The following is a 13,486-nucleotide window of genomic DNA, read 5'->3' on the forward strand; positions in this document are numbered from 1 at the left end:
AGGCCCACCACCGGCGTCCCGGCAGCCACCGCCAGATGCAGAGGCCCGGTATCGCCGCCGATGAAAAGCCCGGCGCGGCGAAGCAACGCAATCAACTGAAGCAAATCGGTCGGAAAGACGACCAACCTCGCTTCACCTGCAGCTCGCCTGACGGCTTCGACCAAACTCTCTTCCCCAGGCCCATAGCTCACCACCGCGCGCCAGCCGGTGAGTGCCCCGGAACCGACCAGTCGCCGGCAAAGCTCCCCGTAGCGCTCGGGCGGCCAGCACTTGGATCCCCAGCCGCCGCCAGGGTGCACCACAAAAAACTTGACGACCTTCGCTTCCGCCAAACGTTGCTCGACGTAGGCTTCCGCCTCCTCCAAACGCGGCAAGAAAAACGGAACCCCACCCCCAAGCTTCGGGGCCGCTGCCGCCTTCGCCCCGGGCACCTGAGCGCGCCCGCCTTGAGACTGGCGAGCAAGGCTCAGGTTGTGATCTACCACGTGGAGCCCGCCGGGAACGACCGTTCGATCATAGAAGATGGCCGCGCCGCGTTCGCGGCAGAACCGGCCGGCAAACCCCACCACCTGCGTTGCGCCAGACAACCACGCCATCAAGCCTGACTTGTAGAGCCCTTGAAAATCAATGGCGGTTTGATAGTGGCGGGCAAGCAGTTGCCGGCGGCACTGGCGCATGGCTTGCCAGGTGGCCCGCCGCATCGGGTGACGTCGCCAGGCAGCGGTGTCGGCGGTGATGACCTCGTCCAAATCGGGATTCTCAACCAGCAGAGGCGCCCAGCGCTTTTCCACCAGCCAATCGATCCGCGCTTCCGGAAATGCCTGGCGAAGGGCAGCCGCTGCCGGGAGCGCGTGCACCACGTCGCCCAGCGAGCTAAGGCGAATGATGAGCAAACGGGGTTCGGTCATCTCTTTCGGCGGCCAGACGTGAACGTTCACCGCGAGCGAACCTGTCGGCGGTTAGCAGCGCCGCGCTTTAGGGCGGCATGCATGACGGGCTAAAGCCTGTCAGTCCCAAGCGGATGGCGGCAAAGAGTTCGCTCGTCGAGTGCGTCTTGGGATCGCCGACAATGGCGACGCGGCCGCCGTAGCCGCGCACCACGTCGCGCTCCGGCACCGTCTCGGCGGTGTAGTCCGTGCCCTTGGCATGCACATCGGGCCGCAAGGCAAGAAGCAAATTTTCCACGGTGTTCTCCTCGAACACGACGACGTAATCCACGGCGGCGCATGCGGCCACCAGCTCGGCGCGAGCGCGTTCCCCCAGGACCGGCCGGCCGGGGCCCTTCAACCGCCTCACGCTGGCATCGCTGTTAACGCCGGCGACGAGGAGATCTCCCTCCGCCCGCGCGCCGGTAAGATAGCGCACGTGGCCGACGTGCAAGATATCAAAGCAGCCGTTGGCGAGCACGATGCCTCGGCCGCGGGCCCCCATTTCATCGGGGCGGGCGCGCGCTTCCCGCACCCGCCCAAGGAGTTGTTCGAGCGTCAGAATTTTGGATTGGGTGCTCAACGGCGTTCGATGGCGGCGCGAAGTTCCTCCCGGGTGACAGTGGCCGTGCCGCGCTTCATCACTACGATTCCCCCGGCATAGTTGGCCAGCCGGGCGGCGTCCAGGAAACCGGCGCCGGCCGCCAGCGCCAGCGTGAAGACGGCAATCACGGTATCCCCCGCGCCGGTTACATCGGCGATCTCGTCGGTGCCGAAGATGGGAATGTATTGCGGCTTCCGGTCCGGTTCGAAGAGCACCATGCCGTCTTTGCCGCGGGTGACCAGCAGCGCCTGCAGCCCCATGCGCCGCAGGATCTCCTTGCCGCACTCTTCGAGCTTCCTGGCGTCCGTGCCGATGGGCCGGGCGAAGAGCTCTTCGATCTCCGGCTCATTGGGCGTGGCGGCGGTTACTTGCGGATAGCGAAGGAGATTGTGACGGGCATCGAGCGTAATGGGGACGGACTTTTCGACGGTCGCGGAGATCGCCCGCACGAGCTCCGGGCTGGCGGCGCCATAACCATAATCGGAGATCAACACCGCCTTCGCGCCTCTTTGGAATCGCTGCGCGGCTGCTTTGAGCTTCCGCAGGACCGCCGGCGCAAGCGGCTCTCCCGCTTCGCGATCCATCCGCAAAACCTGTTGGGCCGCCGTATGCGTCCAGCCGGCCAGGTAACGCGTCTTGGTGGTGGTGCGGCGGCCGCGCGCGCGAACGACGCCCCCCAGATCAATTTTCTTTTGGTCGAAATACTCGAGCAGAGCCTGACCCGGCCGATCATCGCCGAGCACACCCACGGGCAAGGGCTTGGCGCCAAGGTCAGCCAGGTTGTTCACGGCGTTGGCGCCGCCTCCGGGGACGATGCGCTCGTGGCGATGCCGGAGGATGACCACCGGCGCTTCCCGCGAAACGCGCGCGATTTCTCCGTAAACGTACTCGTCGGCCACCAGGTCGGCAATCACCAGAATCTTGAGCCCGGCAAAGCGGTCGAGAATCCTGCCGAGCCGGTCGGTCTCGGCTTGCCCGCCAAAACCGCTCTTCCGCGGAGTTCGGCCTTGTTCTGGGCGGGCTTGTCGGGATTGGCTCATCGCCTCTTGAGCAGCTTCAGGATTTCTTCCACGGCCTCGAGCGAATTGGCGGCGACCACTTCCGGCTGGCGCGGCCAAGTTCCCCGGTAGTGTTCCCAGTCGCCCAGCCCGTACCCGGTCATCACCAGCGCGGCCCGCGCACCCACCAAATGCGCCATCTCCACGTCCATGTAGCGATCGCTGATCAGGTACGACCGCGTCAGGTCAATGCCCAACTCTTGCTCGGCCCGGAGCAGCATCCCCGGCTTCGGTTTGCGGCAATCACACTCCTGGTTGGGGCTGTGCGGGCAGTAGTAGATCGCCGCCAGAGTTCCCCCGCCTTCCTTGATTTTCTGGTCGAGAAGGCGATGAATCTCCTTCACCAGAGTTTCGGGAAACATTCGCCGGGCGACCCCCGATTGATTCGTGACCACCACCGCGATCAGGCCGGCCTGGTTCACGCGCCGCACCGCCTCCGCCGCCCAGGGCAGCACGTGAAAGCGGCTGATGTGGTTCACGTAGCCGATCTCATCGGCAAGAGTGCCGTCGCGGTCAAAAAAAATGGCAGCTCGGCGCGAATCGGCTTCAGGCATTCGGGACATCCTTCCGGTTCAGCCAATATTCCGCCGCTCGAAACACCTCATTCACCTCAATGCGCTTCATGCAACGGTGGTCAATCGGGCAGGCGCGCAAGAAGCAGGGGCTGCAGAAAACTTTGTGTTGCACGAGGGTGCGCCGCCGGGTGAGCGGCCCCGTGCCAGCCGGGTCAGTCGGACCAAAAATCGCCACCACCGCCAGGCCCACCGCCGCCGCGATATGCATGGCGCCGGAATCGTTGCCGATAAAAAGATCGCAGCAACGCAGCAGCGCGGCAAATTCGGGCAGGCTCGTTTCGCCCGCAAAGACGGCAGCGCGGTGTTTCATCGCGCCAGCGATCGCTTCCGCCACCGGCCGGTCGGCCAGGGAGCCAAAGAGTAGCACATCGGCTTGAAACGCATCAATCAAGCCGTCCGCCAGCCCGGCATAGCGCTCCACCGGCCAGCACTTGGCCGAACCGTAGCTGGCGCCGGGGGCGAACGCGATGCGCAGCCCGCCGTCGCGCAGGCCGGCAGCAGCCAGTCTTTGCTTCGCTCGCTCGAGCCCCGCTGCGCCAAGAGGCAACCGCACCTCGCCCATTTCGGGCAATTCTTCCAGCAGCCCGGCGCGCCGCACCAGCTCGAGGTAGTAGTAGCTCTCGTGCGGAGGGATTTCCCCTTTCCTGGGTGGCGGCACCGCCTCGGTCAGCAAGAGCGATCGGCCATCGCGCGCATAGCCGATGCGCAACGGTATCCGTGCCAGCCACGCCTCGAGTGCCGCGTGGAAAGAGTTGGGCAAGAGGATGGCGGCGTCGAATTCACGGCTTCGAATGCGAGCGCTCAGCCGAGCGAGATCGCTGAGGCCCCTGCTCAAGCGGCCGGGCGAAGCGACGGCATCCGCCACCAGCACTTCCTTGATTATGGACAGTTCGCGGTAGAGATCAGCGACGGCCGGGCGCGCAAGCACCGATCCCGCAGCGCCGGACGGCAAGGCCCGCGCAATCGCTTCGACGGCCGGCCAGGAGAGGATGGCATCGCCCACCCAATTCGGAGCGCGGATGAGGATTTTCTTCGCCTGATCGAGCTTCATCCGGCCTGCTCCAGGCGGCGCAAAATTTCCTGCCAGAACTCAGGTTCGACGGGCTCCAACACAATCCGACAGTAGTAGAGCGGCAAGCCCGCCTTGCCCGGGCGGGGAGTTGCCGGCGGCAGGTTGATGAAATCCTTTTCGGTCGTGATGAGCCCGGTGGCGCCCCTGCGCTCGGCTTCCTTTTCGAGAAAGGCCAGATTGTCAGGCGAGTAGCGATGGTGGTCGCGGAAAGAGATGCAATGCGCGAGCTCGAGACCCCACCGCCGGAGATCAGCGAAAAACGCAGCCGGGTTTCCGATTCCGCAAAAGGCCAGCCATTGCCCTCGGCGGACTTCACCCTCGGGTACGATCTGCCCGTCCCGCTCTGCGAGAAAAAAGCCGACCGGACGTGTGCGCGCGCGGAAGATCGGCGCGGCAGTAAGGCGACGTAATTTCTCCCGGAGCATGCTCTCGCTTGCCGGCACGTCCTGGCGGGATCTCTCCTCGCATCGCGTCAGAAGGATGAGGTCGGCTCGTGAGGCGGCTGACTCCGGCTCTCGCAGCCGGCCGATGGGAATCAGTCCATCCTGACCGGCGCTGGTCGTTTCGCTTGCGTCCACCAAAAGCAGATTCACGTCCCGCGCCACGTCCAGCCGCTGATAGCCATCGTCGAGCAGAAACAGGTTGACCCCGCACTCGGCGGCCAGGGCATTCGCCGCCCGCACCCGGTCGGCACAAAGACCAATCGGCACATCCGGCAGATGCCGGCGAAAAAGAAGCGCTTCGTCACCAGTCCTGATCGTTCGGGAGTCGCCGGCTTCCCCTGGCCCCGAACCGTACTGGTTCGGGGCAGGCCGGAGAACCACCAACTCGTTTGCATCGCGCCGGCCATAGCCGCGGGCCAAGATTCCCGGGCGATAACCGGCTGCCTGGAGGTGCCGCGCCAGCCAAATCACCATGGGCGTTTTGCCCGTGCCACCCAGAGTCAGGTTCCCGACGGAAATCGTCTTGCCGGGCAACGGCGCCGCTCGCAGCACACCCCGGCGATAGAGTTCCGCCCGGAGGCGCATCATCCGGCCATAGAGTTCCGCCGGGGGCCTGAGGATCGCTCGCAAAAAGGGGTTGTGAATCATCGAAGTACCCCGGTCGCGCCGCGGCAGGCCGCCGGTCGGAGCGAGAGAATCTCTCGGATGACCCCGAGGGCGCGTTCGGTAGCGCCGCGGTGCCGCTCGACGAATTCCCGCGCGGCTTGACCCATGCGCTGGCGCCGGGCTTCATCGGCTGACAGCGCGAGCAATGTGTTCTCCAGTTCCTTGGCGTCGGTGACCACCGCCGCCGCTCCCTCATGCACGAGCGCCCGCGCCATCTCCCGGAAGTTTTCCATCGAAGCCCCGAACACAATGGGTCGGGCAAACAGTGCCGGTTCGAGCGGGTTGTGGCCGCCTTGCGCGACCAGGCTGCCACCCACGAAGGCCACCGTTGCCAAACGGTAGAGCCCGGCCAACTCGCCCATCGAATCCACCAGCAAAACTTCCGGCCAATCCAGGTTCTCCACGGCCGTCGCCGCATCCCTCGGTCCCGCAACGGCGGGATCAGGGCAAGCCATTTGGCTGCGCCGGAGAAGCCGCCAACCGCGATGAAGCACCCAATCGGCCACCGCATCGAAGCGCTCCGGATGGCGCGGCGCCAGAATCCAGAGCGCCTTGGGAACCCTCCGCTGCAATTCGGCGAAGGCAGCACCGATGATCTCTTCTTCACCGGGCATCGTGCTCCCGGCAACGAGAACCGGCTCACGCCCGTGCCGGGCCATGCCCTGCGAAAGCTCTTCCAGAAGCCAGGTTGAGGGCGGCTCTGCCAGGTCATATTTCAAATTTCCGCTCACCCGAACTTTCTCCGCCGGCGCGCCCAGCTCGATCAACCGCCGGCGGTCTTCTTCCGTCTGCGTAAGGAACGCAACCGGAAAAGCGAGCACCGAGCGGGTAAACCATTTCACTTTTTGGTAGCGCCCGAAAGAGCGATCCGAAATGCGGCTGTTGACGAAAACGACCGGAATGCCGGCGCGCGACGCCTCGCGAAGAAAATGGGGCCAGATCTCCGTTTCGGCAATAATCACCAATTTCGGCTTGGCTCGACGCAGCGCACGCCGCACCGGGCCCGGCCAATCAAAAGGGAAATAGAAAAAACCATCAGCCCCGCCCTGGGGCAGGGCAAGCCCGCCGAGGCGGGCTTTCGCCATCTCCTGGCCGGTGAGCGTGGTCGTAGAAACCAGCAACCGCAAGTCCGGGAAAAGTTCTTTGATCCGCTTGGCCAGCGGCACCACGGCTAACACTTCTCCCACGGAAACCGCATGAATCCAGATCGAGCTTTCGCCAGGCGGCACAAGCTCCTCGGGCAAGAAGCCGAAGCGCTGGTTCCGGTAGGCCGAGCCCAGATATTTTCTGCGCCGCAGCGCCTGATAAAGAAACCACGGCAAGAGCAGCAACATGCCGAGGGTCAGGACCAAGCTGTAGAGAAGATACATAGGCTTTGCCCGCGCGCTCCAGTCAACTCGGCTATTATAACTTGCCCCGATAAATCGGGGCTGCTCCCGCTCTGCTGGACGGGCAACCGTCCGGCCAGAGGGGCATCTAAGACTCCGGATGGCTCGGTTGAAGCCTTTCATGGCAACGGCAGCTCTCTTCTTTGTGGCGCTTGCCTTCGGACAGCAGCTAAGCCGTCAACCAAATCCACGCGATTATCCCGCGCATGATGCTCACGAGGGCGTGGCCATGGCGGCTGACCCGTATCTTGAGCGGGCGCGTGCCGAGCGAGTCTTCGGCTCCTACGCGCCCCACAAGGCCGGCGTGCTGGCCGTCGAAATGATCGTCAAGAATGAAACCGGGCAGGGGATGACCGTGAACTGGGCGGCGGCGCAATTGCTGGCCCGCTCTGCGGGATGGCAACTGCGCGCCCTCACCATGGAAGAGCTGACACGTCGGCTCGTCGGCGAAACCAAAACGCGCGAGACGGTGCCTTCCCGCTGGCCGCCCCTGCCGCGCAGCAAGAAGGCGGCACAGTACGAAAAAGCTCGCGCCGCCCTCGCCCCGCATTTCTTCGAAGCCGGCACGATTCCTCCCGGCGCTACTGCCCGCGGATTCCTCTTCTTCGATATCGGCGGCGATTTTCAAGCCGTCTCCCGCGCCCGCATCTACATCCCGGAAGTCAAAAATCTTTCGACCGGCCAACCACTCATGTTTTTTGAAATGGAATTTCGATAGAGAAGAGGCACCGCTCCCGCCCCGGGTGGCCTCGTTTGCCTAATCCGGGACGCTGGGATAGAATCGCGTTTTTGGAAATCCCTCGCGGCTCGCCACGAAGCGTCGATGTCTCTATTGGACAATCTCAATCCCGAGCAACGCGAGGCGGTCACCGCGATTGGCGGGCCGGTGCTGGTGCTGGCCGGGGCCGGCAGCGGCAAAACCCGCGTCATTACCTACCGCGTGGCTTATCTCCTCCAGACTGGCATCGCCCCCGAGCGCATTCTGGCCGTCACCTTTACCAATAAAGCCGCCGAGCAGATGAAAGAGCGCGTCGCCGCTCTCGTGGGCGGGCTCGACCCGGCGCCCTGGATTTCCACGTTTCATTCCTTTTGCGCGCGGCTTCTGCGGCGGGAGATTGCTGCGCTCGGCTACCGCCGCGATTTCGCCATCTACGATGAAGAGGACCAGGCGTCGGTCATCAAACGGGCCCTGCGGCAGCTCGGGCTGGACGAAGCCGTGTTTACCCCGCGCAGCGTGGCGGAGCGCATCTCCCGCGCCAAGAACGACAGCCTTGCGCCCGAGCTGTTCTTTGCCCGGGCGATGAGCGAGCGCGACGCCAAGATTGCTTCCGTCTATCAAGCCTACGAGCACTTGCTGCGGCAGGCGAGCGCGCTTGACTTTGACGACTTATTGCTCAAGGCCGTCTTGCTCCTCAGCAAACATGGCGACGTCCGCGAGCGCTATAACGCGCGCTTCCTTCACATCCTGGTGGACGAATACCAGGACACCAACCGGCCGCAGTACGAACTGATTCGATTGCTGAGCGAGCGCCACAAAAATCTTTGCGTCGTGGGCGATGAAGACCAATCCATCTACGGCTGGCGCGGCGCCGATGTCGGCAACATCCTCCGCTTCGAGAAGGATTTTCCAGGCACGCGCATGATCAAGCTCGAGCAAAACTATCGCTCGACCCAGATGATCCTCTCGGCGGCGAGCGCAGTGGTGCGGAAGAACGAGCGGCGCATCGGCAAGACCTTGCTGGCCGTCCGCCCGGGCGGCGAAACACTGCGCTATTTTGAAGCCCAAGATGTGGAGGACGAAGCCGCGTTCGTGGCAGCGGAGACGGACCGCTTCCAGCGGCAAGCCCGCCCAAAACAAAGTGCTTTGCATCCCCAAACAGATTTTGGCGGGCAAGCGCCCAAGAGCCGGATCGCTGTTCTCTACCGGACGAACTTCCAATCGCGGCCCATGGAGGAAGCGCTCCGCCGGTACGGCATCCATTATCGTGTTGTGGGCGGGATCAGCTTTTACGAGCGGGCCGAGGTAAAAGACTTGCTGGCCTACGCGCGGCTGGGCATCAACCCGGAAGACAGCGCCGCGCTGCTCCGCATCATCAATGTCCCGCCCCGCGGCATCGGCAAAGCCACCCTGGAGTCGCTGCACGAGGCCGCGAAAGAAACAAATGGTTCCCTCTGGGCCGCTCTCGGCTCCCTCATCGAATCCGCCGGCGGCGGCCGCTTGCGGTCGGTCGAACCGCTTCGCCATTTTCGCCGCCTGGTGGAGGAGATTGCCGCCAGGATTTCCTCGCTTGGGCTGGCCGATCTTTTCCGCTGGATCCTCGAGCACACCGGCTACCTGGACATGCTCCAGCAGGCCCTGAACCATACTGGTTCAGGGCAGGCGGGTGGAGAGGAAGCTTCGCCGCGGCTCGAAAACCTGACCGAGCTGGTCAACGCTGCCGGCGAGGCCGAGGACCGCGGCGAGACACTCGAGGAGTTTTTGGACCATTCGGCGCTGATGAGCGACGCTGACGAATATGATGAGCGCGCGCCGGTGTCGCTCATGACCCTTCACAGCGCCAAAGGACTCGAATTCGAAAGCGTCTTCCTGATCGGGATGGAAGAGGGGCTCTTTCCGCACGCGCGCTCGCTCGGCACCCAGGAAGAACTGGAAGAGGAGCGCCGGCTGTGTTACGTGGGCATGACCCGCGCCCAGGACGCCCTCACCCTTACCGGCGCGCGCTACCGGCGCTTCTACGGAAGCGATTTGGCGGAGGTGAGCGAGCCTTCCCGCTTTCTCTCCGAGATCCCTTTCGACTCGGTCGAGCGGGTAGGCCAGGAGGCGGCCCGCATCCTTTACTCCGATGAGACCGTAACCTACGTGCGCGACGATGAATACGATCAGGCGCAGATGCGATGGCGGCGCAACCCGGCCAGCCGCCGGCCCCGATTTGATCGGGGCGCGGGCAAGCCCGTGCCCGCCTCGCGTCGCCTGGACCCGCTCATCGGCCAGCGCGTCAGCCATCCCACCTACGGCGTCGGCACGGTGCTGGCCGTCGAGGGCGATGGCCCCGACCGGAAGATTACCGTCAGTTTTCCGGGCTACGGCCGAAAAAAGCTGGTCGAACGATACGCCAAACTCGAGAGGGCCTGACCACCGATGGCCTCACAACTGCTGCGCACCAAGAGCATCGACAAACTTATTTCCGATTCCGAGCAGCCGGGCAAACGGCTGAGAAAAACGCTTGGCCCTCTCAGCCTCACTGCGCTCGGCATCGGGGCCATCATCGGAACCGGCATTTTCATCCTGACCGGAACGGCTGCCGCCGGCGAAACCGTGCTGATTCCCTCGGTGCTGAAGGCGCCCTTGCTCGATGTGCTTCTCCACGGCCGCAATGCGGTGGGTTTGGGCGGTCGCCCCGGCGCCGGCCCGGCGATTGCCATTTCCTTTGCCTTGGTGGCGATCGCATGCAGTTTTGCCGCCCTGTGTTACGCCGAGCTGGCTTCCATGATTCCCATCGCCGGCAGCGCCTACACTTACTCCTACGCCACGCTGGGCGAGATCTTTGCGTGGATTATCGGCTGGGACCTCATCCTGGAGTATGCGGTGAGCAACATGGCGGTGGCGGTAGGATTTTCCGCCTACCTGGACAGCTTGTTCCGGCTTTTCGGGATTCACCTCCCGCAAGCTCTGAGCCAACCGGCCTATAGTGCAGCCGCTGGCTGGTCGCTCCATTTCAATCTGCCGGGCTTTTTGATTGTGATGCTCTTGACCGTTCTTCTCGTGATCGGCATCCGCGAATCGGCCCGCGCCAATACGGCGATGGTGGGCGTAAAACTGGTGGCGATCCTGATTTTCATCTTTGCCGCCTCGCGTTACATCCAACCTGCCAACTGGCACCCGTTGATGCCCAACGGCTGGCAAGGGGTGCTCACCGGCGGCGCCATCGTGTTCTTTACCTATATCGGATTCGATTCCGTTTCGACGGCGGCGGAAGAATGCCGGCGGCCACAGCGTGATTTGCCGATTGGCATCATCGCCTCGCTGATCGTCTGCGCGGTGCTCTACGTCTCCGTGGCGATCGTATTGACCGGCATTCGCCCGTTTCAAACGCTGGCCAATGCCGCCCCGGTCGCCAACGCCCTGAAGCAAATCGGCCTGGGCCGGATCGAATTTCTGGTGACCGTGGGCGCGCTTACCGGGATGATCAGCTCCCTGCTGGTGTTTCAGCTCGGCCAGGCGCGCGTCTGGTTCGCGATGTCGCGCGACCGGCTGCTGCCCGGGGCGTTTTCGCAAGTTCATCCCAGGTTTCGCACCCCGCATATCTCAACCTGGATTGCCGGCCTGGTGGTGGCGGTCCCGGCAGCCATTTTTGACATCGGCACGCTGGCCGACCTCGCTAACATCGGCACGCTGTTTGCCTTCATGCTGGTTTCCACCGGGGTTTGGGTGCTGCGAAAAAAACAGCCGGAACGAAAACGAGGTTTTCGTACGCCCTGGGTGCCCGTCATCCCCTTGCTGGCCATAGCGTCGTGTGTCATCCTGATGGCGAGCCTGCCAGTGGAAACCTGGCTGCGTTTTGTGATTTGGCTGATGATCGGGCTGATTATCTATACCGTTTACAGCCGCAAGCGAAGCGAGCTTCACATTCCCTCTGAGGGATCGGTCAAGGATTCATCCTGAGAGATTCCTCCGAAGGAGCAAGGAGAGCAGTGGGCGATTCTGCCCGACATGCGGGAAGGAGATTTCTGGCAACGGGTGTGCTGCTGGCGGCGCTGGCAGGGTGGCCGGCGAAAGGGCTGGCCTGGGGCCCCTCGGCGCACCGGCTGATGACCAACAAGGCGGTGGATGCCTTGCCGCCAGAGCTCCAGCCCTATTTCGAGGCCAGCCGCTCGTTCATCGTCCAGCACGTCACCGACCCGACCGCCGCCCTGCAGCGCAATCCCGCCGAGCGGCGCAATCACTACATCTACCTCGACCGCTACGGCCGCTTCCCTTTTCCCGGCATTCCCCACGACTACAAGGCAGCGCTCGCCAAGATCGGTTCGCTGAAACTCAATCAGAACGGCTTGCTTCCCTGGCAGGTGGGGGTTTACAGCCTGAAGCTCACGGAAGCGATGCGCGCCCATCGCTGGGACGAGGCGCGCGAACTGGCGGCGGCGCTCGCCTTCTACGTCGGCGAGGCGCACGATCCCTTCAGCACCACCGAGAACTGGAGTGGCGGCCTATCGCATCAGCCCGGGGTGAACCTGCGCTTTGACACCAGCCTGGTGGATCGCTATTCCCTTTTCTTTGTCATTCGCCCCAACCCGGCGATGTTTATTCCCGACTCCACCGAACACGCCTTTGGCATGGTGACCGAAGCCCATGCCTGGCTCGACAACATCTTGCTCGCCGACCAGCGCTCCCGTTCCGATCTCCCGGACTATACCGACGAATACTACGACCGCTTCTATAATCAAGCCGGAGCGGTGCTCGCCCGGCAGCTCACCGACGCCGCCACCGACATCGGCTCCTACTGGTTCACCGCCTGGCTCAACGCCGGCCAGCCCTCCCCGCCGGTTCAGTAACCAGCGCGATTTATGGTGAGGGACGAACCATGGCTCCCGCTCGTCTCGCCGATCTGCTTCAATACCTTCCGAAAGCCGAACTTCACTTGCACCTGGAAGGCTCGCTCGAGCCGGAAACGATCCTCGAGCTGGCGCGCCGCCCCGAGTCCCAAACGGTCGGGACGGGAGCTTCGGCCGGCATGTCCCTGGAGGAAGTGCGCGCCCGGTATCGCTTCGGCGATTTCGCCGCTTTTCTCGAAGCGTTCAAGTGGGCGGTCGGGCATCTGCGCACGCCGGCTGACTTTGGCCTGGCCACGGCGCGGCTGATCGAACAGCTCCATCGCCAGAATGTGGCCTATGCCGAGATTACCGTCTCTGCCGGAGTGATGCTGCGCCGCCGGCAGGACCCTCACGCCTTTTTTGGCGGCGTGCTCGAAGGTTACCGGCAGGCAAAGAAGGATTTTCCCGTCGAAGTGCGCTGGATCTTTGACGCTGCCCGCCAATTCGGCGTCGAGGCAGCGATGGAAGTAGCGCAGCTTGCGCCGCAATACCGCTCGGAAGGGGTCGTGGCGTTCGGCCTCGGCGGCGATGAAGAAGGCTGGCCGCCGGCCTTGTTCCGCGGCGTTTATGACTATGCCCGGGCGCAGGGCTTGCGGCTCACCGCCCACGCCGGCGAAATGGCCGGGCCGGAAAGTGTCCGCGACGCGGTTGAACTTCTCGGCGCCGAACGCATCGGCCACGGCATCCATGCGGTGCTCGACCCGGAATTGATGGAGCAACTCGCGCGCGATCAAATCACGCTCGAGTGCTGCCCGACGAGCAATCTGGCTACCGGCGCGCTGGCCCGCTTGCCCCGCCCACGGCGGGGCTTGCGCGGTCTCACCGCCGGCGAGGTTGCCTTGAGCCAGCATCCGCTGCGAGAATTTTTCGACCGCGGCCTGCGGGTCACGATTTCGACCGATGATCCCGCCCTGTTCCACACCAACCTTCTTCGCGAATATCAGCTCGCTGCACAGGCAATGGACTTCGCTCCCGAGGAGCTCGTGCGCATCGCCGAGATGAGCTTTGAATCCGCCTTCCTGCCACCCGAGGAGAAGCTCCCGCTCCTTGAAACCTTCCGCAAGCGAGCCAGAGAGTTACTGTCAGAGTGAGAAATTCAGGCTGCTGGGGGTGCCCACCAGGGCTATCGACCCAGCGGCGAACACCCTATCAGGCGTTCTTGGAT

Annotated in this window: 12 protein-coding genes; 5 read left to right on the plus strand and 7 right to left on the minus strand. The window is 63.8% G+C overall.

The genetic code is table 11. The features are described 5' to 3' along the window. The 7 genes from VIH17_01895 to VIH17_01925 form a co-directional block, all read right to left on the minus strand. Nucleotides 1-908 (minus strand): glycosyltransferase family 9 protein (locus VIH17_01895; protein HEY4681984.1); only part of this gene is annotated, 908 nt, incomplete at its 3' end. Nucleotides 909-975: 67 nt separating this feature from the next. Beyond that, nucleotides 976-1,509 (minus strand): adenylyltransferase/cytidyltransferase family protein, encoded by a 534-nt coding sequence (locus VIH17_01900; protein ID HEY4681985.1) that lies wholly within the window; start codon nucleotides 1,507-1,509, stop codon nucleotides 976-978. After that, nucleotides 1,506-2,570, minus strand: a complete 1,065-nt coding sequence (locus VIH17_01905) for a PfkB family carbohydrate kinase (protein ID HEY4681986.1) — start codon at nucleotides 2,568-2,570, stop codon at nucleotides 1,506-1,508. The genes VIH17_01900 and VIH17_01905 overlap by 4 nt, the downstream gene beginning before the upstream one ends. Further along, entirely contained in the window at nucleotides 2,567-3,142 is a 576-nt protein-coding gene (locus VIH17_01910) for an HAD family hydrolase (GenBank protein HEY4681987.1), read from the minus strand. The genes VIH17_01905 and VIH17_01910 overlap by 4 nt, the downstream gene beginning before the upstream one ends. Beyond that, nucleotides 3,135-4,214: a lipopolysaccharide heptosyltransferase II gene (gene waaF / locus VIH17_01915; GenBank protein HEY4681988.1), complete on the minus strand. Its 1,080-nt coding sequence runs from the start codon at nucleotides 4,212-4,214 to the stop codon at nucleotides 3,135-3,137. Before waaF ends, VIH17_01910 begins: the two co-directional genes overlap by 8 nt. After that, nucleotides 4,211-5,326 carry a tetraacyldisaccharide 4'-kinase gene (gene lpxK, locus VIH17_01920; protein ID HEY4681989.1) on the minus strand — a complete coding sequence of 372 codons (1,116 nt, stop codon included), beginning with the start codon at nucleotides 5,324-5,326 and terminating at the stop codon, nucleotides 4,211-4,213. The genes waaF and lpxK overlap by 4 nt, the downstream gene beginning before the upstream one ends. Continuing rightward, nucleotides 5,323-6,714 (minus strand): 3-deoxy-D-manno-octulosonic acid transferase, encoded by a 1,392-nt coding sequence (locus tag VIH17_01925; GenBank protein ID HEY4681990.1) that lies wholly within the window; start codon nucleotides 6,712-6,714, stop codon nucleotides 5,323-5,325. The genes lpxK and VIH17_01925 overlap by 4 nt, the downstream gene beginning before the upstream one ends. Before the next feature lie 139 nt (nucleotides 6,715-6,853). Between VIH17_01925 and VIH17_01930 the strand changes: the two genes are divergently transcribed. From VIH17_01930 to add, 5 genes are all read left to right on the plus strand, one after another. Further along, nucleotides 6,854-7,450, plus strand: coding sequence for a hypothetical protein (locus tag VIH17_01930; protein ID HEY4681991.1), 597 nt, complete (start codon nucleotides 6,854-6,856; stop codon nucleotides 7,448-7,450). 105 nt (nucleotides 7,451-7,555) lie between these two features. After that, the gene (locus VIH17_01935; GenBank protein ID HEY4681992.1) at nucleotides 7,556-9,865 is read left to right on the plus strand and encodes a UvrD-helicase domain-containing protein; all 2,310 of its coding nucleotides are present in this window, start codon (nucleotides 7,556-7,558) and stop codon (nucleotides 9,863-9,865) included. Between the two features lie 6 nt (nucleotides 9,866-9,871). After that, nucleotides 9,872-11,395, plus strand: coding sequence for an amino acid permease (locus tag VIH17_01940; GenBank protein ID HEY4681993.1), 1,524 nt, complete (start codon nucleotides 9,872-9,874; stop codon nucleotides 11,393-11,395). Between the two features lie 29 nt (nucleotides 11,396-11,424). Next, entirely contained in the window at nucleotides 11,425-12,282 is an 858-nt protein-coding gene (locus VIH17_01945) for a hypothetical protein (protein HEY4681994.1), read from the plus strand. A gap of 29 nt (nucleotides 12,283-12,311) precedes the next feature. Beyond that, entirely contained in the window at nucleotides 12,312-13,412 is a 1,101-nt protein-coding gene (add, locus tag VIH17_01950) for an adenosine deaminase (protein HEY4681995.1), read from the plus strand. Nucleotides 13,413-13,486 lie beyond the last annotated feature (74 nt).

The sequence above is a fragment of the Candidatus Acidiferrales bacterium genome, assembly GCA_036514995.1.
In the GTDB taxonomy this organism is placed as follows: domain Bacteria; phylum Acidobacteriota; class Terriglobia; order Acidiferrales; family DATBWB01; genus DATBWB01.

Excerpts from the sequence above, each read along its gene's own strand:
- add (HEY4681995.1), top strand. The coding sequence starts at position 12,312 with ATGGCTCCCGCTCGTCTCGCCGATCTGCTTCAATACCTTCCGAAAGCC.
- VIH17_01925 (HEY4681990.1), bottom strand. The coding sequence starts at position 6,714 with ATGTATCTTCTCTACAGCTTGGTCCTGACCCTCGGCATGTTGCTGCTC.
- VIH17_01935 (HEY4681992.1), top strand. The coding sequence starts at position 7,556 with ATGTCTCTATTGGACAATCTCAATCCCGAGCAACGCGAGGCGGTCACC.
- VIH17_01940 (HEY4681993.1), top strand. The coding sequence starts at position 9,872 with ATGGCCTCACAACTGCTGCGCACCAAGAGCATCGACAAACTTATTTCC.
- VIH17_01930 (HEY4681991.1), top strand. The coding sequence starts at position 6,854 with ATGGCAACGGCAGCTCTCTTCTTTGTGGCGCTTGCCTTCGGACAGCAG.
- lpxK (HEY4681989.1), bottom strand. The coding sequence starts at position 5,326 with ATGATTCACAACCCCTTTTTGCGAGCGATCCTCAGGCCCCCGGCGGAA.
- VIH17_01910 (HEY4681987.1), bottom strand. The coding sequence starts at position 3,142 with ATGCCTGAAGCCGATTCGCGCCGAGCTGCCATTTTTTTTGACCGCGAC.
- VIH17_01905 (HEY4681986.1), bottom strand. The coding sequence starts at position 2,570 with ATGAGCCAATCCCGACAAGCCCGCCCAGAACAAGGCCGAACTCCGCGG.
- waaF (HEY4681988.1), bottom strand. The coding sequence starts at position 4,214 with ATGAAGCTCGATCAGGCGAAGAAAATCCTCATCCGCGCTCCGAATTGG.